Source organism: Enterobacter cloacae complex sp. 342H5 (assembly GCF_050030905.1).
In the GTDB taxonomy this organism is placed as follows: Bacteria; Pseudomonadota; Gammaproteobacteria; order Enterobacterales; family Enterobacteriaceae; genus Enterobacter; species Enterobacter intestinihominis.
The window spans coordinates 671,261-692,545 of record NZ_JBLGVB010000001.1 but is presented as its reverse complement, the minus strand read 5'-3'; the positions used below and the strand labels follow the sequence as shown (position 1 = coordinate 692,545).

The window sequence follows — 21,285 nt, the reverse complement described above, 5'->3', positions numbered from 1 at the left end:
TTAACGTGAAACCGACTCAGATATCAGTAAAAGACATGATTTTGTCGTCACGATAAGATACGAAGCAAAAAAAAGGCCAGCACAGAAGGTGCTGGCCTTTCATTAGAAAAGAAATTATTCCACTTCGCGGGCGTCGATTCGCAGCTCTTTCGGCACTTCAAAGACAATGTTCTCTTCACGGCCTTCCAGCGGCACCGCTTCGCCACCACCCAGCTCTTGCAGGCGGGCAATGACGTTTTGCACCAGAATATCCGGCGCTGAAGCACCTGCGGTAACACCGACGCAGGCCGCGTTTTTCACCCACGCTTCCTGAATGTCCGTTGCGTCGTCGATCAGAAACGCCGCTTTCCCCATACGCTGCGCCAGTTCGGCCAGACGGTTAGAGTTAGAGGAGTTTTTTGAACCGACCACCAGCACCACGTCCGCCTGTTCAGCCAACGCGCGCACGGCTTCCTGACGGTTGGTGGTTGCGTAGCAGATATCATCTTTGCGCGGCCCGACGATTTTTGGGAAGCGCTGGCGCAGGGCGTCAATCACGTCTGAGGTGTCGTCCACGGAAAGCGTCGTCTGGGTCATAAACGACAGACGCGCTTCGTTTTTCACATTCAGCGTAAAAACGTCTTCCGGCGACTCAACCAGATACATACCCCCTTCCGGGTTGCTGTACTGACCCATGGTGCCTTCAACTTCCGGGTGACCGGCATGGCCAATCAGAATCGACTCTTCACCACGACGGCTTGCACGCGCCACTTCCATATGCACCTTGGTCACTAACGGACAGGTGGCATCGAATACGGTCAGATCGCGGCTTTTGGCTTCGTTACGTACGGCCTGGGATACGCCGTGCGCGGAGAAGATGAGGATTGCGCCGTCCGGCACTTCGCTGATCTGCTCGATAAAAATCGCACCGCGCTCGCGCAGGCTGTCGACCACGTAGCGGTTGTGCACCACTTCGTGACGCACGTAAATCGGCGCGCCGTAAATCTCCAGCGCATTTTCAACAATGCTGATAGCGCGGTCTACACCGGCGCAAAAACCGCGCGGGTTAGCCAACAGGATCTGCATCTCAGTCCTCCAGCGCCGGATCGATCTCCAGCACTTCTACATCAAAATGAACGGTACGCCCGGCAAGCGGATGGTTGAAGTCAACGGTGATGGAATCCCCGTTGATTTCGCGGATCACGCCAGGCATTTCGCTGCCGTCCATAGCGGTAAAGAGCATAATCGCCCCGATCTCCGGTTCACCCGCATCCATAAACTCACGGCGCGAGAAGTACTGAATCAGATCCGGGCTTGGCACACCGAATGCCGCATCCGGCTCCAGTGAGAACGCTTTTTTCTCACCCACTTTCAGCCCGAGAAGCTGTTGTTCGAGGCCTTCAGACAGGGAGGTGTCGCCCAGACGAAACAGCGCCGGTTTGCCATTGTTGCGGGTGGACTCGGCCGTGGAGCCGTCATCCAGCTTCAGCGTGAAATGAACGAGAACCGCGCTGTTGCTCTGTACGGATTTAGACATGCAAATTGCTCGCTTGTTTTGGGTCACCTGTTGCCCGATGGCGCTACGCTTACCGGGCCTACGGGGGCCACAAATTCTGTAGGCCGGGATCGCTACGCGTCACCCGGCTGGTTTTGTTACACCTGCGCTTTCGCGGCCGGTTTAGGCAAGAAGCCTTCCAGCACGATTAACGCTGCACCAACGCATATTGCGCTATCGGCGAGGTTAAAGGTCGCAAAGTGCCAGTCGCCGACGTAGAAGTCGATCATATCGACTACAAAGCCGTGCCACAGGCGGTCAAACAGGTTACCCAGTGCGCCACCAATGATCAGCGCGTAGGCGATGTTATTCAGCTTTTGCGTGGCCTTCGAGCGGTACATCAGCACCGCGAGCACGACGCAGATACCCATTGCGATACCTGCGAAGAACCAACGCTGCCAGCCACCGCTGTCGGCAAGGAAACTAAACGCCGCGCCGTAGTTGCGGGCGTAGTGCAGGTTAAGCGACGGGAACAGCGGGACCGTATCCCCCAGAGCGAAATTCTGGAGGATCAGGAACTTGCTGCCCAAATCAATAATCAGCACCACTACCACCAGCCACAGCCAGCGCAGTCCTGTTGAACAGAGAGTTTTACTCATCAGGCAAACTTACGTTTTTCGCCGTCGCCGGCGACGTTGCTTACACAGCGTCCGCAGATGTCTGCGTGTTCCGCCACCTGGCCGACATCGGTAGTGTAATGCCAGCAACGCGGGCATTTTTCACCATCGGCTTTGCTCAGTGCGACCTTCAGTCCTTTGAGCAGTTCGCTCTGCTGAGCATCAGCAGATGCCTCGGCATAATCCGCAACTTTCGCACCGGAGGTCAACAGGACAAATCGTAATTCATCGCCCAGCGCGGTCAGCTTCGCGGCCAGCTCAGGCTCTGCGTACAGGGTCACCGTCGCTTCCAGAGAGCCACCGACTTTCTTGTCAGCGCGCGCCTGCTCGATAACCTTGTTCACTTCGCCACGCACTTTCAGCAGCTCGTCCCAGTAGGCGTCGTTCATTGCTTCAGTGCTGGAGAGGTCGAACAGACCTTCGTACCACTCGCCGGTGAAGACATACTTCTCACGGTCGCCCGGCAGGTAACCCCAGATTTCATCTGCGGTGAAGGACATGATCGGCGCCATCCAGCGTACCAGCGCCTCTGCGATGTGGAACAGCGCGGTCTGGCAGCTACGACGCGCCACGCTGTCCGCTTTCGCGGTGTACTGGCGGTCTTTGATGATGTCGAGATAGAACGACCCCATCTCAATGGAGCAGAAGCGCATAAGGCGCTGCACCACTTCGTGGAAGTCGTAAGACTCATAGGCTTTCAGAATATCTTCCTGTGCCGCTTTCGCGCAGCCTACCGCCCAGCGATCGAGCACCACCATCTCTTCCGGCTTCACCATGTCTTTTACCGGATCAAACCCGTTCAGGTTCGCCAGCAGGAAGCGCGCGGTGTTACGGATACGACGATAGCTGTCAGCAGCACGTTTCAGGATCTCGTCAGACACCGCCATCTCGCCCGTGTAGTCGGTGGATGCCACCCACAGACGCAGAATATCCGCGCCCAGCTTGTTCATCACGTCCTGCGGAGAAACGGTGTTACCGATGGATTTGGACATCTTACGGCCCTGACCATCCACGGTGAAGCCGTGGGTCAGTACCTGGCGGTAAGGTGCTTTGCCCTTCATGGCGGTGGAGATCATCAGGGATGACATGAACCAGCCGCGGTGTTGGTCGGAGCCTTCCAGATACATGTCGGCAGCGTGACCGGCGAACTCAGGGCGCACGTCAACCACGGAGGAGTGGGTAGACCCGGAGTCGAACCACACGTCCAGGGTATCCGGCACTTTCTCGTAGTTGTCCGCGTCAGCGCCCAGGATGTCACGGGAATCGAGATCCCACCACGCCTGAATGCCGTCAACTTCAACGCGCTTCGCCACCTCTTCCATCAGTTCCAGGGTGTTCGGATGCAGTTCCTGCGTCTCTTTATGCACGAACAGCGACATCGGCACGCCCCAGGTGCGCTGACGGGAGATACACCAGTCAGGACGGTTAGCCACCATGGATTCGATACGCGCCTGGCCCCAGTCCGGGATCCACTGCACGCCTTTGATCTCTTTCAGAGACTGCTCGCGCAGGCCTTTCTGGTCCATGCTGACGAACCACTGCGGGGTCGCACGGAAGATAATCGGGGTCTTATGGCGCCAGCAGCACGGATAGCTGTGCTGCATTTTCTCAACGTGCAGCAGCGCGCCGCTGGTGCGAAGCATGTCAACGATGATGTCGTTGGCTTTAAAGACGTTGATACCGTCCAGCGCCGGGTAGGTGCCAGGCAGGTAAGAGCCATCCGGACCGACCGGGTTGGCGATTTCCAGACCGTATTTCAGGCTGATGTTGTAGTCGTCAGGACCGTGGCCGCCGGCGGTATGCACCGCACCGGTACCCGCGTCCAGCGTGACGTGGTCGCCCAGGATCGCCGGAACGTCGAAGTCCAGGAACGGGTGTTTGAAGCGCATCAGCTCCAGCGCGTCGCCTTTTACGGTACCCAGCACGCTGTAATCAGTGATGTTCGCGCGTTTAAGCACGCTTTCAACCAGATCTTTTGCCAGGATAACCGCGCGACCATCAATTTGTACCAGCGCGTACTCAAACTCACCGGACAGGGAAATGGCACGGTTGGCTGGTAACGTCCACGGGGTGGTGGTCCAGATAACCAGCGAGACTGGACCGCTTACGCCTGGCAGGCCAAATTTAGCTTTGATCGCATCCTGATCGACCGCTTCGAACGCCACGTCGATAGAAGGCGAGGTTTTGTCGTAATACTCTACTTCCGCTTCTGCCAGCGCAGAACGGCAGTCCACGCACCAGTGCACCGGCTTAGCGCCTTTATGCAGGTGACCGTTGCCGATGATTTTACCCAGCGCACGGATAATGTTGGCTTCGGTTTTGAAGTCCATGGTCAGGTACGGGTGCGACCAGTCGCCTAGCACGCCCAGACGGATGAAGTCAGCGCGCTGACCGTCTACCTGGGTGGCAGCGTATTCGCGGCATTTCGCGCGGAACTCTGCGGCGGTGAACTTCTCACCCGGCTTACCGTACTCTTGCTCCACTTTCAGCTCGATTGGCAGACCATGGCAGTCCCAGCCCGGAACATAAGGCGAGTCATATCCCGCGAGTCCTTTGGACTTCACGATAATGTCTTTCAGAATCTTGTTTACAGAGTGACCAATATGAATGCTGCCATTCGCATAGGGAGGGCCATCATGCAGAATGAAGGTTTTTTTGCCTTTTTTGGCTGCACGAATGATGCCGTACAGGTCATCATCAGTCCAACGCGCCAGCATTCCCGGTTCGCGCTTGGCGAGATCGCCGCGCATCGGGAACCCTGTTTCCGGCAAATTCAGGGTTGATTTATAGTCACTCATCAGATTCTCGGTTCCGTATTTATCACGTAGGCAGTTAAGCCGGTTCTAAAGCCCAAAAAACTCGCGGGCCGTTAATTCATCTCGCGCGATTTGCGCCTTAAGTTCATCCAGCGAAGCGAATCGCTGTTCATTGCGTATTTTTTTACGCAGTATCACATCTATATGGCGACCGTAGAGGTCCATTACAACGTCCAGCAGGTGTACTTCTAACTGTTGACGCACACCGGAAACCGTTGGACGTGTACCAATGTTGGCAACACCGTAGAAAGGCTTCTCACCCAGTCCTGCCACTTCCACCGCATAGACCCCTTTAACCGGGGAGACCTGACGACGCAGCGGTATATTCGCCGTCGGAAAACCTATCGTGCGGCCCAGCGCATCGCCATGGACCACACGACCTGAAATTGTGAACGGATGACCCAGCAGCGTTTCTGCCGTGTCCAGTTCATCGTTCGCCAGCGCCTGACGTACCGCCGTGCTGCTGACGCGCACCCCGCCCTCACAGAAGGTCATCGTACTGGTGACGTCAAACCCGTACTCCAGGCCAGCCTTCTGTAATAACAAGAAATCGCCCTGACGACCAGCGCCAAAGCGGAAATCATCGCCCACGGCGAGAAACTGCACGCCAAGCTGCCTGACCAACAGATCGCTGACAAAGTTTTGTGCGGTCAGCGCGGCAAACCGACGGTCGAAGCGTACGCACAGGACGTAGTCAACGCCGGACTCCGCCAGGTAGCGTAACTTCTCACGCAGACGCGTCAGCCGCGCGGGGGATTTCTCGCCGGCAAACAGCTCCAGCGGCTGCGGTTCGAAAATCATCACCACAACGGGCAGGCCACGCGCCTCCCCTTCTTTACGCAATCCCTGCAACAGCGCCTGATGCCCACGATGCACGCCGTCAAAATTACCAATGGTCAGCACGCACCCGTGCGGGGCTTGACTGAGATTATGTATGCCGCGTATCAGCTTCATGACTGGCTCAAAACAGTGAAAATCGCCAAAGTATACCTTGTACGGCGGTTAAGGTTAACCGGCGATTGTTCACGCGAAACAGAAAGCCGTATGATTTCATCAGGCTGACCTTTCACAGCAAAAAAATCTGCCCGAGAACTGCGATTTTTATGCCGAAAGGCTGTATTCACGAAAGACAAGCTGGTAGAATCCTGCGCCATCACTACGTAACGTAGCGTCGCTCATTAACGGCGCTTATTTGCACAAATCCATTGACAAAAGAAGGCAAAGAGGGCATATTCCTCGGCCTTTGAATTGTCCACATAGAACATATTTGGGAGTTGGACTTGGCTAATATCAAATCAGCTAAGAAACGTGCCGTTCAGTCTGAAAAGGCTCGTAAGCACAACGCAAGCCGTCGCTCTATGATGCGTACTTTCATCAAGAAAGTATACGCAGCAATCGAAGCAGGCGACAAAGCTGCAGCGCAGAACGCATTTAACGAAATGCAACCAATCGTGGATCGTCAGGCTGCTAAAGGTCTGATCCACAAAAACAAAGCAGCGCGTCATAAAGCAAACCTGACCGCGCAGATCAACAAACTGGCTTAATCGCTACTTGTTGTTGCTTGTTTGAAAGAACCCGCTTAACGCGGGTTTTTTTATGTCTTCAGATTGCCGGCGGCGTAAACAGCGCCGAGTAGTCGCGGTTGCAGATTCGCTGCACCGCCGGGTGCTGAATCATCCTTTCGGCGAATATGGCGTGATACTCTTCCATCACGTTATCCACCCTGCCAATCTCGGTAATCTTGTCGTCTGAATAGAGATCGTGCGCGTACAGCGTCGGGGCAACGAAGATAGCGTTGTGCGCCTCGCCAAAAGCCTTCATCAAAGCCGCATCGTCGAACTCACCGAGGATCTCCACGTTCAGCCCCTGCGAGTTAAACCAGTTCAGCAGCTTACGTCCGAGCATAGACCGCCTACCCGGCACCAGCAGGCGGCGCTCTTCCAGGCAAGCAGGAAACGGTTTTTCCGGCGGCGGATTAATGCACCAGAAACTGACGCCGCATTCGCCAATTTTCACCGAGAACAAGCCTTCCTGCTGCGTGGAGTCGATTGGGCAGTCCGAGATAATCATATCCAGCTTATGCTGGCTCAGCTGTTCCAGCAGCATCTCGTGAGTGGACTCAAAGCAGCGTAAATGAATCTGTTCATCTTCCACCACCGCCGCATCCAGCACACCGCTTACCAGCCGTTTGGACAACGCATCCGCCACGCCCACGTCAAAGAGCAGGTTCGACTCTTTGCGATAGTTAACGATATCCAGCATCTCCTGGCTCAGGGTGAACATCTTGTCCGCATAGCGGAACACCAGTTCGCCCAGCTCGCTCGGCTCAATGCCACGTCCTTTCCGCTTAAAAAGCTTGCCCTGTAAGCGCTCTTCCAGGGCTTTGATTTGCCCGGTAATAGTTTGTGGTGTCAGGTAGAGCGCCTCTGCCGCTCCCACGACCGAGCCCTGCTTGTAGACATGCCAGAAGTAATAGAGATGGTTATAGTTCAAATGAGACATCACGTTTTCACTCCCTGATAGTTTATCGGGAGAAGGCTTCCCTTCTCCCGGTTTCCTGTTATGCCTGGACAGCCTGTCCGGACAACTTCACCTTCAACAAGGTATAACCAATAACCGCGGCCAGTAACGACCCGATAAGAATGCCGAGTTTCGCCCAGACGATAAGCTCAGGCGCGCTGGTGCCAAACGCCAGCGTCGAGATAAAGATCGACATGGTGAATCCAATACCGCACAGCACGCCGATGGCCATAATCTGACTAAAGGTGGTTCCGTTTGGCAATGACGCTAGCTTCAGCTTCAGCGCCAGCCAGCAGAACAGGCTGATACCCAGCGGCTTACCGATAAACAAACCAGCGATGATACCCAGCGGCAGCACAGAGGTGAGTCCGTCCAGGGTAACACCGGCCAGGGAAACACCCGCGTTGGCAAATGCAAACAGCGGCAGGATCATAAAGCCCACCCACGGATGAAGCACATGCTCCAGCTGTCTGGCAGGCGATTTGCCGTCCTGCTCCTTCAGCGGAATAAAGAAGCCAACGATGACGCCCGCCAGCGTGGCATGCACGCCAGACTTCAGCACCGCCGTCCACAGCACCATCCCCACCAGAATATAAATACCCGTGCGTCGGACGTTGAAGACGTTCAGCAACGCCAGCACCGCAATAGCCACGGCCGCCACGCTCAGCGACAGAACCGATAGATCGCTGGTGTAGAACAGCGCGATAATCACGATAGCGCCCAGGTCATCGATAATCGCCAGCGCCATCAGGAAAATTTTCAGTGCTACCGGGACGCGGCTACCGAGCAAGGCTAAGACCCCGAGCGCAAACGCGATATCCGTTGCGGCCGGGATCGCCCAGCCGTCACGCGCAACCGGATCCTGCCACGCAAACGCGAGAAAGAGCAACGCGGGAACGATCATCCCGCCAATCGCCGCGATCACCGGAAACGCCGCGCGCTGTCGGCTGGCAAGAGAACCGATCACCAGCTCACGTTTGACCTCCAGGCCTACCAGCAGGAAGAACACCGCCATCAGCGCATCGTTGATCCACAGCAGCATGTTCTTGTTAATTTCCAGCGCCCCGACCTTCAGCTCGACGGGGGTTTCCAGAAATGCGTGATAGAGATCGCGCGTCATGCCCATATTGGCGAGCAGCATGGCGGCTGCAGCAGCAATAATCAGGATGACGCCGCCGGATGCCTCACTGCTAAAGAAACGGTGTAGTAATTTCACGTTTATACTCTCTTTTACAACAATACCTCGGTAAAACCATAATATCAGCGCAAACAGATCGGTAAAAACAGATTAATATTGGTTATAGATTCAGTTTAACCGAGGAATAACGCTATAAAGCAAAAAGCCCGGAATCGCTTCCGGGCTTTAAAGGATAGTAACCAGCTGGCAGGTTAGCGGGTTAAATCGTCGAAGAATTTTTTGACGCCATCGAAGAAGCTTTTGGAGCGCGGGCTATTTTTCTCACCCGTCGGGCCACCAAAACTCTCCTGAAGCTCTTTCAGCAGCTGTTTCTGCTTGTCGTTCAGGCCGACCGGCGTTTCAACGACCACGCGGCATAACAGGTCACCCTGCGCGCCACCGCGAACGGATTTAACGCCTTTGCCGCGCATGCGGAACAGCTTCCCGGTCTGGGTTTCGCCAGGGATTTTCAGGTTAACGCGACCGTCCAGCGTCGGCACTTCGATTTCGCCGCCCAGCGCCGCCATCGCAAAGTTGATCGGCACTTCACAGTACAGGTTGTTACCTTCACGCTCGAAGATGGCGTGCTGTTTAACCTGAACCTGAACGTACAGATCCCCTGCCGGTGCGCCGTGCTCGCCAGCTTCACCCTCACCTGCCAGACGGATGCGGTCGCCCGTATCCACGCCTGCCGGGATCTTAACGGACAGCGTTTTGGTTTTCTCCACACGACCGTGACCGTGGCATTTGGTGCACGGATCTTTAATCAGCGTACCGCGACCATGACAATGCGGACAGGCCTGCTGCACCGCGAAGAAGCCCTGGCGCATCTGTACCTGACCGGAACCGTGACAGGTTGGACAGGTCTGTGGCTGAGTCCCCGCTTTCGCGCCGCTGCCGTGGCAAACGTCACACTCTTCCAGCGTCGGGATACGGATCTCTTTGGTTACGCCACGAACCGCTTCTTCCAGCGTCAGGTCCATGTTATAGCGCAGATCTGCGCCGCGCGCCGCGCGCTGACGACCACGACCGCCGCCGAAGATATCGCCAAATACATCGCCAAAGATGTCGCTGAAATCAGCGCCGCCGCCGAAGCCGCCGCCACCAAATCCACCGCCGCCCATGCCGCCCTGTTCAAAGGCCGCGTGACCATACTGGTCATAAGCCGCACGTTTTTGTGCATCGGTAAGGACTTCGTAGGCTTCTTTAATCTCTTTAAATTTGGCTTCAGCCTCTTTGTCACCCTGATTACGGTCAGGGTGGAATTTCATGGCCAGGCGCTTATATGCCTTTTTGATTTCACGCTCTTCCGCAGTTTTCGGAACGCCTAAAATCTCGTAATAGTCTTGCTTTGCCATTGGTTTTTTTAAGCCCCTTAACATGCGAGCACGGGCGTGGAGAATACTCCTACGCCCGTGCCGATTAATTACCCTGCATCAGGGCGATTATTTTTTATCTTTCACTTCTTCGAACTCAGCGTCGACAACATCGTCGTCTTTCGCGTTGTTCTGGGAAGCATCAGCGCCCGCCTGCTGCTGTGCGTGCTGCTGCTGAGCGATTTCCATCAGCTTCTGAGAAACCTGTGCCAGCTCCTGCATCTTCGCTTCAATGTCCGCTTTGTCTTCGCCTTTCAGAGACGTTTCCAGCGCGCTCAGTGCAGTTTCGATCGCAGTTTTGTCTTCCGCTGGCAGTTTATCGCCCGCTTCTTCAACCTGCTTACGGGTGCTGTGCAGCAGATGGTCACCCTGGTTACGGGTCTGAACCAGCTCTTCGAACTTACGGTCGGATTCCGCGTTAGCTTCGGCATCACGAACCATTTTTTCGATTTCCGCTTCGTTCAAGCCAGAAGATGCCTTGATGGTGATCTTCTGCTCTTTACCGCTGTTTTTGTCTTTCGCAGACACGTGCAGGATACCGTCAGCATCGATGTCGAAGGTGACTTCGATCTGTGGCATGCCGCGTGGTGCCGGGTTAATACCGTCCAGGTTGAACTGACCCAGAGATTTGTTATCCGCCGCACGCTTACGCTCACCCTGAATCACATGGATGGTTACCGCAGACTGGTTGTCTTCAGCGGTAGAGAACACCTGGCTGTGTTTCGTCGGGATAGTAGTGTTTTTGTTGATGAGCGGAGTCATCACGCCACCCATGGTTTCGATACCCAGTGACAGCGGAGTAACATCCAGCAGCAGTACGTCTTTCACTTCACCCGTCAGAACACCACCCTGAACCGCAGCACCGATAGCAACCGCTTCGTCCGGGTTCACGTCTTTACGTGGCTCTTTACCAAAGAATTCAGCAACTTTCTTCTGAACCATTGGCATACGAGTCTGACCACCTACCAGGATAACGTCCTGAATATCAGACACGGACAGGCCAGCGTCCTGCAATGCAACTTTCAGTGGCTCGATAGAACGGTTCACCAGGTCTTCTACCAGGCTTTCCAGTTTCGCACGGGTCACTTTGATGTTCATGTGTTTTGGACCGGTCGCGTCTGCGGTGATGTACGGCAGGTTCACATCGGTCTGCTGAGCGGAAGACAGTTCGATCTTCGCTTTCTCAGCCGCTTCTTTCAGGCGCTGCATGGCCAGCGGGTCGTTACGCAGGTCAATGCCCTGATCTTTCTTAAACTCGTCAACGAGGTAGTTGATCAGACGGGTATCGAAGTCTTCACCACCCAGGTGGGTATCACCATTGGTTGCCAGAACTTCGAAGGTTTTTTCGCCGTCAACGTCGTCGATTTCGATAATAGAGATATCGAAGGTACCACCACCCAGGTCGTAAACCGCGATAGTACGGTTACCAACTTCTTTATCCAGACCGTAAGCCAGTGCTGCTGCGGTTGGTTCGTTGATGATACGTTTTACTTCCAGACCTGCGATACGGCCAGCATCTTTGGTTGCCTGACGCTGAGCATCGTTGAAGTAAGCAGGTACGGTGATAACAGCTTCAGTTACCGGTTCACCCAGGTAATCTTCCGCGGTTTTCTTCATTTTCTTCAGCACTTCAGCAGAGATCTGCGGAGGTGCAGTTTTGGTGCCTTTCACATCAAGCCATGCATCGCCGTTATCGGCTGCGATGATTTTGTAAGGCATGATGGAAACGTCACGCTGAACTTCTTCGTCCTGGAAGCGGCGGCCAATCAGGCGTTTGATCGCAAACAGGGTGTTTTGCGGGTTTGTCACTGCCTGACGTTTAGCCGGCTGACCAACCAGAGTTTCACCATCCTGGGTATAAGCAATGATAGAAGGCGTGGTGCGATCGCCCTCGGCGTTCTCCAGCACACGTGCAGTAGTGCCATCCATAATCGCTACACAAGAGTTGGTAGTACCCAGGTCGATACCAATAATTTTACCCATCTAAACGTCTCCACTAAAAATTCAGTCAACATGTGGTTGTGTACCTGTAATAAGGGCAGAACGTGCTTTTTCAACTGCCCAGATTTGATTTTTTTCAGGTCCACACACTGCGGTTGCTTACAAGATGGGGTCACAACGGCATCCATCAAGGGGGAAGGATAAAAAATTTTTTAATTTCACCCCGATGAGATCATAGACGGCGCCGATGCCGCCCATTATGATGCCGCGCCCCGTCAGGGAGAACTGGCGCGGGTTTAACCATTTCACCATATTAATGATGATTTTTTTGAGGACTTATGGGCAACACTAAGTTGGCTAATCCGGCTCCGCTGGGCCTGATGGGTTTTGGCATGACCACCATTCTGCTGAACCTGCACAACATCGGGATGTTCCCGATGGACGGCGTAATCCTGGCGATGGGCATTTTTTACGGCGGTATCGCGCAAATTTTCGCGGGCCTGCTGGAATATAAGAAAGGCAATACCTTCGGCTTAACCGCCTTTACCTCTTACGGTTCGTTCTGGCTGACGCTGGTCGCCATTCTGCTGATGCCTAAAATGGGCCTGGCAGATGCTTCAAACGCCCATTTCCTGGGCGTGTACCTGGGACTGTGGGGCGTGTTCACCCTGTTCATGTTCTTCGGCACCCTGAAGGCGAACCGCGCGCTGCAATTCGTCTTCCTGAGCCTGACCGTGCTGTTCGCTCTGCTTGCCGCGGGTCACCTGGCGGATAACGAAGGCATCGTTCACGTTGCCGGCTGGGTCGGTCTGGTGTGCGGCGCAAGCGCTATCTACCTGGCAATGGGTGAAGTGCTGAACGAGCAGTTCGGCCGCACCGTATTACCGATTGGTGAAAAACACTGATCCCTCTGTCGTGCCCGCGTCGCGGGCACGACATCCCTCTGACTGGCGAAGCCACATCCCCAATACCAGCCCCATCAGCGATAACGCCAGCACGTACCATGCAGGTGCAAGGGGTGACAGCCCCATCAACACCGTGACCACAATCGGGGTCAGCCCACCGAAAATGGCATACGAGACGTTATAAGAGAAAGAGATGCCGGTGAAGCGTACCTCCGGCGGGAAGGCGCGGACCATTACGTACGGTACGGCGCCAACGACGCCCACGCACAGCCCGACGATGCCGTACAGCAGGAACAACTGTTCAGGATGGCTGCCCGCAAGATGGTAGAATGCCCAGCTCGACGCGGCCAGCAGCAGGCTGCCGACAATAAAGGTCACGCTGGCACCGAAACGATCCGCCGCCAGTCCCGCGGCCAGACAGCCAAAGCAGAGCATAATTGTCGCGATACTGTTCGCCTGTAACGTCACAGCAGGCGCAAAACCGTACTGTTTTTGCAGCCAGACCGGCGACATCAAAATGACCACCACGATACCCGCAGACAGCAGCCAGGTCAGAAGCATCGACACGACTACCGCTTTTTTATGCCGCACTACTACGGTTTTTACCGGCAATTCTTGCGCCAGCGCCTTCCGCTGCTGCATTTCCAGAAATACTGGCGTCTCCTGCAACCAGCGTCGCAGGTACATTGCCACTAGCCCAAACGCCCCGCCCAGCAGGAACGGGATACGCCAGCCCCAGTCGTGAACGGCCTGTTGCGTCATGCTGGTATTGATGATGGTTGCAACCACGGAGCCAAGCAGGATCCCAATCGTCAGTCCTGCGGTCAGCGTTCCGCACGCAATGCCGATGCGGCGCACCGGGACGTGCTCAGCGACAAACACCCACGCGCCCGGCACTTCCCCGCCGATGGCCGCGCCCTGGAGAATACGCATCAGCAGCAGCAATAACGGGGCGATAATGCCCATCGACTCATAGGTAGGCAAAAGGCCAATCGCCAGCGTCGGCACGGCCATCAGCAGGATGCTGAGGGTAAACATCTTCTTGCGCCCAACCAGATCGCCAAAGTGCGCCATAACAATGCCGCCCAGCGGACGCGCCAGATACCCGGCAGCGAAAATGCCGAAGGTTTGCACCTGACGCAGCCATTCAGGAATATCCGCCGGGAAAAACAACGCCCCCACGACGGCGGCGAAGAAGACAAAGATGATGAAGTCGTAAAACTCCAGCGCGCCGCCCAGAGCAGCGAGCGTGAGGGTTTTGTAGTCCTGTCGATTCAGAGGTCGGGTGTTATGTGACATAGCGAACCATTGTGCATGTGTTGTGGATTATTTTTTACAGCAATCGTAAAGAAAAAATTACTATATCGTAAATCCATTTACACGCTACTGCGGCTGGCGCTAATGTCACATTTAAAGCATTTTCAGGAGATTGTTTCGCGGCGAGCGCTTTTAGGGCGAAATGCTGCTACCACGTTGCCGTCAGTTTCCACGTACGGACCGTCAAGCAGTTGTATACAATACGGTACACTTGCAAAGATACCGTGGACGATAACGCTCCCGTCTTCGGCTTTTACTCCTTCCAGCGTTTCTTTTATCGACTTCGGCTGCCCCGGCAGGTTCAGGATCAGCGCCTGTTTGCGGATCACTCCGACCTGACGGGAAAGAATGGCCGTCGGGACAAAGTGTAGACTGATCTGGCGCATCTGTTCACCGAAGCCCGGCATTTCACGATCGGCGATAGCCAGCGTCGCGTCCGGCGTTACATCGCGGCGCGCGGGGCCGGTTCCGCCCGTCGTCAGCACAAGGTGGCAGCTCATCTCATCCACCAGCTCACACAGGGTCTGCTCGATGATCGGCTGCTCGTCCGGGATCAGGCGAGTCTGGATCTCAAACGGGGTAGTGAGCGCGCTGCCCAGCCACTCTTCCAGAGCAGGGATGCCTTTATCCTGATAAACACCGCTGGAGGCGCGGTCAGAAATCGACACTAAGCCGATGCGTAAGGTAGTCATATCCATTCCATTCAAAAAGTACTGATTAAAGGGAATGATACACGCAGAGAGAAAATTCAGACAGAGGCGGGGGAAAGAGGCGTGACCGGGAACCCGGTCACGCAGAATGATTACAGCAGGTCGCCGATCATTTTTTCCAGTTTTTCCTGGTCGATAGCAAACTTACGGATACCGTCCGCCAGTTTATCTACGGCCATTGGATCCTGGTTGTGCTGCCACAGGAACTCGGACTCGGTGATGCGCTCTGGGCGCGCTTTCACTTCGCCGGTGTAGGACAGTTTACGCTCGATAGCACCTTCGCTTTCTGCCAGCTCTTTAAGCAGCGCAGGGGCGATGGTCAGGCGGTCACAGCCAGCCAGCTCAATGATTTCACCGACGTTACGGAAGCTTGCGCCCATAACAACGGTCTCATAGCCGTGCTGTTTGTAGTATTCGTAGATTTCCGTCACGGAAATCACGCCTGGATCTTCAGACGCCGCATACTCTTTCTTGTCGGTGTTGGCTTTGTACCAGTCCAGAATACGGCCCACAAACGGAGAAATCAGGTATACGCCAGCTTCGGCACATGCACGCGCCTGTGCGAAGGAGAACAGCAGAGTCAGGTTACAGTTGATCCCTTCTTTTTCCAGCTGTTCAGCGGCGCGAATGCCCTGCCAGGTAGAGGCCAGTTTGATCAGGATACGGTCGTTGCTGATGCCCGCATCGTTGTACAGTTTGATCAGGCGTTTTGCTTTGGCAATAGACGCTTCGGTGTCGTAGGACAGGCGAGCATCAACTTCAGTAGAGATACGGCCAGGAACGAGCTTCAGGATTTCCAGACCGATGTTTACTGCCAGTTTGTCAGTCGCATCCACAACCTGCTGCGCGCGGTCATTGCTCTGTGCTTTTGCCCAGGTCACCGCCTCGTCGATCAGTTTGCGATACTCAGGGATCTGCGCGGCGTTAAGGATCAGAGAAGGGTTGGTTGTAGCATCCTGCGGCTGGTACAGCTTCATTGCCGCAATATCTCCGGTGTCAGCGACGACAGTGGTGAACTGACGAAGGGAGGTCAATTTATCCGTCATGATAGTGTTTCTCTTTTAACGTTCCCTGGATAATTCACACTACCGACAGCCTGCCAGCAGCGGAAAAATGACAGGTTTACTTGTTAGGGGGATGTAACCGGTCTGCCCTGATGATAACACGAGTGAGAGGCAGCGCAACCGCAGACAGTGCGCTTAGGCAGAGTATGATAAACTCAGAATATTAACAGGCTGCTAAGTAACAGCATGCACAATCAGTGGTAGCGCTTACATATTCACGTTGGCATCAACAAGAGGGACGTTAGTGCCTGATTTCTTTTTCTTTATTAACGAAGTTCTCTGGGGTTCAATCATGATATACCTGCTTTCAGGAGCAGGTATCTGGTTTACGTGGCGCAGCGGACTGATTCAGTTTCGCTATATTCGCAAATTTGGCAGAAGTCTGAAAAACAGCGTCACACCACAGCCGGGCGGCCTGACCTCATTTCAGGCGCTCTGTACCAGCCTGGCCGCGCGCGTCGGCAGCGGTAACCTGGCCGGTGTCGCGCTGGCAATCGGCGCGGGCGGTCCGGGCGCGGTATTCTGGATGTGGGTGACGGCGATTATCGGTATGGCCACCTCCTTTGCTGAATGCTCGCTTGCGCAGCTCTACAAAGAAAAAGACGGCAACGGTCAATTTCGCGGCGGCCCCGCCTGGTATATGGCTCGCGGACTGGGAATGCGCTGGATGGGCGTCCTGTTCTCAATCTTTTTACTGATGGCCTATGGTCTTATTTTCAATACCGTTCAGGCTAATTCCGTCGCCCACGCGCTGCGCTTTGCCTTCAATTGTCCGGAGTGGCTGACGGGCAGCGCGCTTGCCCTTCTCACCCTGCTGACCATTGTGACCGGGCTGAGAGGGGTAGCCCGCCTGATGCAGTGGCTGGTTCCGCTGATGGCGCTGCTGTGGGTGTCAACCAGCCTGTTGGTATGCGCGATACATATCGACGAAGTGCCGAACGTCATCGTCACCATTTTCCAAAGCGCGTTCGGCTGGCGCGAAGCGGCTTCCGGCGCGCTGGGTTACACCCTTAGCCAGGCGCTCACTGCGGGTTTTCAGCGAGGCATGTTCTCCAACGAGGCGGGAATGGGCTCCACGCCGAATGCCGCCGCAGCGGCCGCATCCTGGCCCCCGCATCCCGCCGCGCAGGGCATTGTACAGATGATTGGCGTCTTCACAGACACCATTGTTATCTGCTCCGCCAGTGCGATGATAATGTTGCTGTCCGGCGCCGTTGAACATCCATCCGGCAGTACAGCAGGCATTCACTGGGTACAACAGGCGCTGGTCTCCCTCGTCGGCGGTTGGGGCGCAGGCCTTGTCGCCCTTGTCGTGGGGCTTTTTGCCTTCAGTTCTATTGTGGTGAACTATATCTATGCCGAGAACAACCTTATTTTCCTGAAAGTTGACTCGCGTCTGGCCCGCAACATCCTTCGCGCGGGTGTGCTGGCCATGGTATTTGTCGGTTGCCTGCTCAGCATGCCGATGATCTGGCAACTGGCGGATGTCATTATGGCGCTGATGGCCATCACCAATTTGACGGCAATTTTGCTTCTTTCACCGGTTGTAGCGCTGATCGCGCGCGATTATCTGCGTCAGCGCAAGCTCGGCGTACAGCCCGTCTTTGACGCCTCACGCTATCCCGAAATCGAATCACAAATTGCTCCTGGCACCTGGGATGATTTGCCGCGGCAATAACAGCTATCGATCAATTCAGGGCGATTTTTTGTTAAAGTCGCTCTAAATTTCCTGCAAGGACTGGATATGCTGATTCTGATTTCACCTGCCAAAACGCTCGACTACCAGAGCCCGCTCGCCACTGAGCGTTATACCCAGCCGGAATTGCTGGACTACTCGCAACAGCTGATCCACGAGGCGCGTAAGCTTTCGGCTCCGCAAATCGCTTCGCTGATGAGCATCAGTGATAAACTCGCCGACCTGAACGCCACCCGTTTTCATGAGTGGCAGCCTGACTTCACGCCCGCTAACGCCCGCCAGGCACTGTTGGCCTTCAAAGGTGACGTCTACACTGGCCTGCAAGCAGAAACGTTTAGCGAAGCCGATTTCGATTTTGCCCAGCAGCATCTGCGCATGTTATCCGGCCTGTACGGGGTGCTGCGCCCGCTGGATCTGATGCAGCCATATCGTCTGGAGATGGGTATCCGCCTGAAAAACGCCAAAGGCAAAGATTTGTACCAGTTCTGGGGCGATGTCATTACCGATAAGCTTAACGCGGCGCTGCAAGCCCAGGGGGACAACGTGGTGATCAACCTGGCCTCCGATGAGTACTTCAAATCGGTGAAGCCGAAAAAGCTGGATGCGGACATTATCAAGCCGGTGTTCCTCGACGAGAAAAACGGCAAATTTAAAGTGATCAGCTTCTACGCCAAAAAAGCGCGCGGTCTGATGAGCCGCTTCATCATTCAAAACCGCCTGACGAAGCCAGAGCAGCTCACTGGCTTTAACAGTGAAGGGTATTTCTTCGACGAGGCATCGTCAGGAAAAAACGAGCTGGTGTTTAAGCGTCACGAGCAATAAAAGACAACCCCGCCAGCTGGCGGGGTTTGTATTAATGGTGCTTCCGGTCCGGCCCCGGGCGATGATCGTCATGACGGTGATGATCGTGACGATCGCGATGTTCATCGTGCGGACGCCAGTGGTTATCGCGCCAGTCATAGTGCGCTTTCCACCAGTCATGGTCGCGCCAGCGGCCGCCATCCCAGTAGTGTCCGTTATTATCCCGATCGCCAATTTGCAGTTTTACCGCAGGGACGAGGGTGATCTCAGCTGCCTGCACCGCCATGGGAGCGACCAGCATCAGTGAAAGCGCGATAAGTGCAGGTTTCAGTGTAGACATAGGTGACTCCTTATTCTTCTTGCCCAACGTGGGCCGATGTAAGGAGAGTACGTGATGGGAACGGTGGATGTTATTCTCTGCAATCCTAAACCCTAAGTGACCGCATTTATTGGGAATTTCTGCTTTTTTCCTGCTGTTTTTCTCCTTATTTTCTCCATAAAAAAGCCGGGTGGCGGCTTCACCTTTTACCGGCCTACTTTTCTGAAATGTTCCAGGCCGGGTAAGGCGTAGCCGCCACCGGGCAATAAACTCACGCTCGGGTCATCATCAGCTTACGCAGTGCGGCAAAGTCTGCGGGCAGCTCATGGGACAGCAACGGCAGGTCGGCGCGCTCGGCCAGCTCTTTTGGCAGCAGCAGCGTTTCACCCAGGATCGCTTCCACGCTCTCTTTGAACTTGGCCGGATGGGCGGTACCGAGGAACAGGCCATACTCACCCGGTTGAAGCTGATCGCGCAGGGCACGATAGGCAATCGCCGCGTGCGGCTCAGAGGTATAGCCCACCGCTTTCAGCTCGCGCATGGTGGCTTTCGTGGTTTCGTCCGTCACCGCTGCGTAGCCCAGGTCGCCCAGACGCCAGACCTTACGGCGGAACAGCTCTTCCACACGCGGCCAGTTGTTAGGCTGTGACACATCCATCGCATTGGAGAGCGTGGCCTGCGTCGCGTTCGGCGCCCATTTTCCGTCCTTCAGGAAACGCGGCACGGTGTCGTTGGCGTTGGTAGCAGCGATAAAGCGCTTCACCGGCAGGCCGAGTGATTTCGCCAGCAGGCCCGCCGTCAGATCGCCGAAGTTCCCGCTTGGCACGGAAACTACCAGCTGATTGCGCGCGTCCTGCGGCAGCTGGGCCACCGCTTCGAAGTAGTAGCAGATCTGCGCCAGCAGACGGCTGATGTTGATGGAGTTGGCAGAGTTCAGCCCCAGCGCCGCCTTCAGCTCTTCGTCATCAAAGGCCTGCTTCACCAGCGCCTGGCAGGCATCGAAATCGCCGTCGATCGCCACGGTTTCAATGTTGCCCCCAAGAGTGCAGAACAGTTTTTCCTGAAGCGGGCTGATTTTGCCTTTCGGATAGAGGATCACCACGCGGACGTTTTTCAGGCCGTAGAACGCATGAGCCACCGCCGCACCGGTATCACCTGAGGTCGCGGTCAGGATGGTCACCGGTTTGTCGCCGCTGATGTGGGTCAGCATCTGCGCCATGAAGCGACCGCCGAAATCTTTGAACGCCAGCGTCGGGCCGTGGAACAGCTCCAGACAGCCAACGTCAGGCTCCACCTGCTTCACCGGGGCCGGGAAAGCAAACGCCGCGCGCACGCGCTCTTCGAGCAGCTCCTGCGGGATTTCGTCGCCAATAAACGCAGACAGAATTTTGGTGCTGCGGGTGACAAAGTCCTGCTTAAGCAGTTCATCGATTTCAGTCAGTTGAAATTCCGGCAGGTCGTGGGGGAAGAACAGCCCCTGATTTTTGCCCAAACCCTGCGTTACCGCCTGCGCAAAGCTGACCTGCTCGTTATGATCTTTAAGGTTGTAGAGTTTCATTCGTTATCCCAGTACTCGTGCGCCAGCCGTGTCCAGACGGCAAATATGAACAAAGCCTTCCTGATTTTGCAGGTAGTGTTTAGAGAGCCAGTCCGCCACACGCTGCGCGGTGTCTGGCTTGTCGCATAAGGCGAACAGCGTCGGGCCGGAGCCGGAGATGCCGCACGCCTGTGCGCCGATATCCATGGATGCCTGTCGCGCTTCGTTAAAGCCCGGCAGCAGCTTCGTGCGATACGGCTCGGCAATAACGTCTTTCATCAGTTTCGCCGCCAGCTGCGGCTGTCGGGTATAGCAGGCATGAATAAAGCCCGCCAGATGACGCCCGTGGGCGATACAGTCCTGACGACGATACTGCGCCGGCAGGATCGCACGCGCTTCGGCGGTAGAAACCTTAATGCCCGGATAGGCCAGCACCCACAGCCACTCATCAAACCCTGGCACCTGCTGGCTGATGATGCCATTTTCTTCAATCATCAGCTGCATGCCGCCAAGGAAGCACGGCGCCACGTTATCATAATGAATGCTGCCGGAGATGCGCCCTTCCAGCTCGCCCATCAGCGCCAGCAGGCGGCTGTTGTTCAGCGGCTTGCCGCAGTGCTCATTCATCGCCACCAGCGCGGCGACCACCGAGCAGGCGCTGGAGCCGAGTCCCGAACCAATCGGCATGCTCTTTTCCAGCGTCATGGCGACCGGCACGTTTTTACCGATCTCCTGACAGAAGCGTTCCCAGCACTGATAAACGATATTCTCACGCGGTTCAGGCGGCAGCTTGCTGGCAAAACGGCCGACGTTATTCAGGCTGAAGCGCTCTGCCGCCTCAACCGTTACCGTATCGCCCAGCAGCGAACCATCCACTGGCGTGACCGCCGCGCCCAGCACGTCAAATCCGACGCTCATATTGGCGCTGGAAGCCGGGGCATATACTTTAACCATC

19 protein-coding genes and 1 pseudogene are annotated in these 21,285 nt (G+C 55.5%); 4 read left to right on the top strand and 16 right to left on the bottom strand.

The window, feature by feature from the left end:
- Positions 1-114 precede the first annotated feature (114 nt).
- The 6 genes and pseudogenes from ispH to ACQG03_RS03385 form a co-directional block, all read right to left on the bottom strand.
- On the bottom strand, positions 115-1,065 hold the full coding sequence (gene ispH, locus ACQG03_RS03410) for a 4-hydroxy-3-methylbut-2-enyl diphosphate reductase (RefSeq protein WP_022647010.1): 951 nt from the start codon (positions 1,063-1,065) through the stop codon (positions 115-117).
- Between the two features lies 1 nt (position 1,066).
- Positions 1,067-1,516, bottom strand: a complete 450-nt coding sequence (fkpB, locus tag ACQG03_RS03405) for an FKBP-type peptidyl-prolyl cis-trans isomerase (protein ID WP_023299296.1) — start codon at positions 1,514-1,516, stop codon at positions 1,067-1,069.
- Positions 1,517-1,632: 116 nt separating this feature from the next.
- Positions 1,633-2,133 (bottom strand): signal peptidase II, encoded by a 501-nt coding sequence (lspA, locus tag ACQG03_RS03400; protein ID WP_048966494.1) that lies wholly within the window; start codon positions 2,131-2,133, stop codon positions 1,633-1,635.
- A complete protein-coding gene (ileS, locus tag ACQG03_RS03395; protein WP_038415308.1) occupies positions 2,133-4,949 on the bottom strand; it encodes an isoleucine--tRNA ligase in 2,817 nt (938 codons plus the stop codon). The genes lspA and ileS overlap by 1 nt, the downstream gene beginning before the upstream one ends.
- Positions 4,950-4,994: 45 nt before the next feature.
- Positions 4,995-5,921 carry a bifunctional riboflavin kinase/FAD synthetase gene (ribF, locus tag ACQG03_RS03390; protein WP_023299293.1) on the bottom strand — a complete coding sequence of 309 codons (927 nt, stop codon included), beginning with the start codon at positions 5,919-5,921 and terminating at the stop codon, positions 4,995-4,997.
- A gap of 7 nt (positions 5,922-5,928) precedes the next feature.
- A pseudogene (locus ACQG03_RS03385) lies at positions 5,929-6,146 on the bottom strand (DUF2575 domain-containing protein).
- 101 nt (positions 6,147-6,247) lie between these two features.
- Here ACQG03_RS03385 and rpsT point away from each other — a divergent pair.
- Positions 6,248-6,511 (top strand): 30S ribosomal protein S20, encoded by a 264-nt coding sequence (rpsT, locus tag ACQG03_RS03380; protein ID WP_003856458.1) that lies wholly within the window; start codon positions 6,248-6,250, stop codon positions 6,509-6,511.
- A gap of 58 nt (positions 6,512-6,569) precedes the next feature.
- On the opposite strand, the gene nhaR is transcribed toward rpsT, so the two are convergent.
- From nhaR to dnaK, 4 genes are all read right to left on the bottom strand, one after another.
- Positions 6,570-7,469: a transcriptional activator NhaR gene (gene nhaR, locus ACQG03_RS03375; RefSeq protein ID WP_003856462.1), complete on the bottom strand. Its 900-nt coding sequence runs from the start codon at positions 7,467-7,469 to the stop codon at positions 6,570-6,572.
- A gap of 58 nt (positions 7,470-7,527) precedes the next feature.
- A complete protein-coding gene (gene nhaA / locus ACQG03_RS03370; RefSeq protein WP_032625424.1) occupies positions 7,528-8,703 on the bottom strand; it encodes a Na+/H+ antiporter NhaA in 1,176 nt (391 codons plus the stop codon).
- Between the two features lie 173 nt (positions 8,704-8,876).
- Positions 8,877-10,022, bottom strand: coding sequence for a molecular chaperone DnaJ (gene dnaJ / locus ACQG03_RS03365; protein WP_008502040.1), 1,146 nt, complete (start codon positions 10,020-10,022; stop codon positions 8,877-8,879).
- Between the two features lie 87 nt (positions 10,023-10,109).
- A complete protein-coding gene (gene dnaK / locus ACQG03_RS03360) occupies positions 10,110-12,023 on the bottom strand; it encodes a molecular chaperone DnaK (RefSeq protein ID WP_006810169.1) in 1,914 nt (637 codons plus the stop codon).
- 296 nt (positions 12,024-12,319) lie between these two features.
- On the opposite strand from dnaK, the gene satP reads away from it, so the two are divergent.
- On the top strand, positions 12,320-12,886 hold the full coding sequence (satP, locus tag ACQG03_RS03355) for an acetate uptake transporter (protein ID WP_022647004.1): 567 nt from the start codon (positions 12,320-12,322) through the stop codon (positions 12,884-12,886).
- On the opposite strand, the gene ACQG03_RS03350 is transcribed toward satP, so the two are convergent.
- From ACQG03_RS03350 to tal, 3 genes are all read right to left on the bottom strand, one after another.
- A complete protein-coding gene (locus ACQG03_RS03350; protein ID WP_023305417.1) occupies positions 12,863-14,185 on the bottom strand; it encodes an MFS transporter in 1,323 nt (440 codons plus the stop codon). The two genes, satP and ACQG03_RS03350, sit on opposite strands and share 24 nt — an antisense overlap.
- Positions 14,186-14,307: 122 nt before the next feature.
- The gene (gene mog, locus ACQG03_RS03345; protein WP_063163149.1) at positions 14,308-14,895 is read right to left on the bottom strand and encodes a molybdopterin adenylyltransferase; all 588 of its coding nucleotides are present in this window, start codon (positions 14,893-14,895) and stop codon (positions 14,308-14,310) included.
- A 110-nt stretch (positions 14,896-15,005) separates the two neighbouring features.
- On the bottom strand, positions 15,006-15,959 hold the full coding sequence (gene tal / locus ACQG03_RS03340; RefSeq protein WP_003856481.1) for a transaldolase: 954 nt from the start codon (positions 15,957-15,959) through the stop codon (positions 15,006-15,008).
- A gap of 262 nt (positions 15,960-16,221) precedes the next feature.
- On the opposite strand from tal, the gene ACQG03_RS03335 reads away from it, so the two are divergent.
- Positions 16,222-17,655 carry an alanine/glycine:cation symporter family protein gene (locus ACQG03_RS03335; RefSeq protein ID WP_023299289.1) on the top strand — a complete coding sequence of 478 codons (1,434 nt, stop codon included), beginning with the start codon at positions 16,222-16,224 and terminating at the stop codon, positions 17,653-17,655.
- A gap of 66 nt (positions 17,656-17,721) precedes the next feature.
- Positions 17,722-18,495 (top strand): peroxide stress protein YaaA, encoded by a 774-nt coding sequence (yaaA, locus tag ACQG03_RS03330; RefSeq protein ID WP_063146405.1) that lies wholly within the window; start codon positions 17,722-17,724, stop codon positions 18,493-18,495.
- Positions 18,496-18,526: 31 nt separating this feature from the next.
- Here yaaA and ACQG03_RS03325 read toward each other — a convergent pair whose 3' ends face one another.
- The 3 genes from ACQG03_RS03325 to thrB form a co-directional block, all read right to left on the bottom strand.
- Complete coding sequence (locus ACQG03_RS03325; RefSeq protein WP_022646999.1) at positions 18,527-18,814, bottom strand: DUF2502 domain-containing protein; 288 nt, start codon at positions 18,812-18,814, stop codon at positions 18,527-18,529.
- 250 nt (positions 18,815-19,064) lie between these two features.
- A complete protein-coding gene (gene thrC, locus ACQG03_RS03320) occupies positions 19,065-20,351 on the bottom strand; it encodes a threonine synthase (protein ID WP_063163150.1) in 1,287 nt (428 codons plus the stop codon).
- A gap of 3 nt (positions 20,352-20,354) precedes the next feature.
- Positions 20,355-21,284: a homoserine kinase gene (gene thrB / locus ACQG03_RS03315; RefSeq protein ID WP_023299286.1), complete on the bottom strand. Its 930-nt coding sequence runs from the start codon at positions 21,282-21,284 to the stop codon at positions 20,355-20,357.
- Position 21,285: the final 1 nt, after the last annotated feature.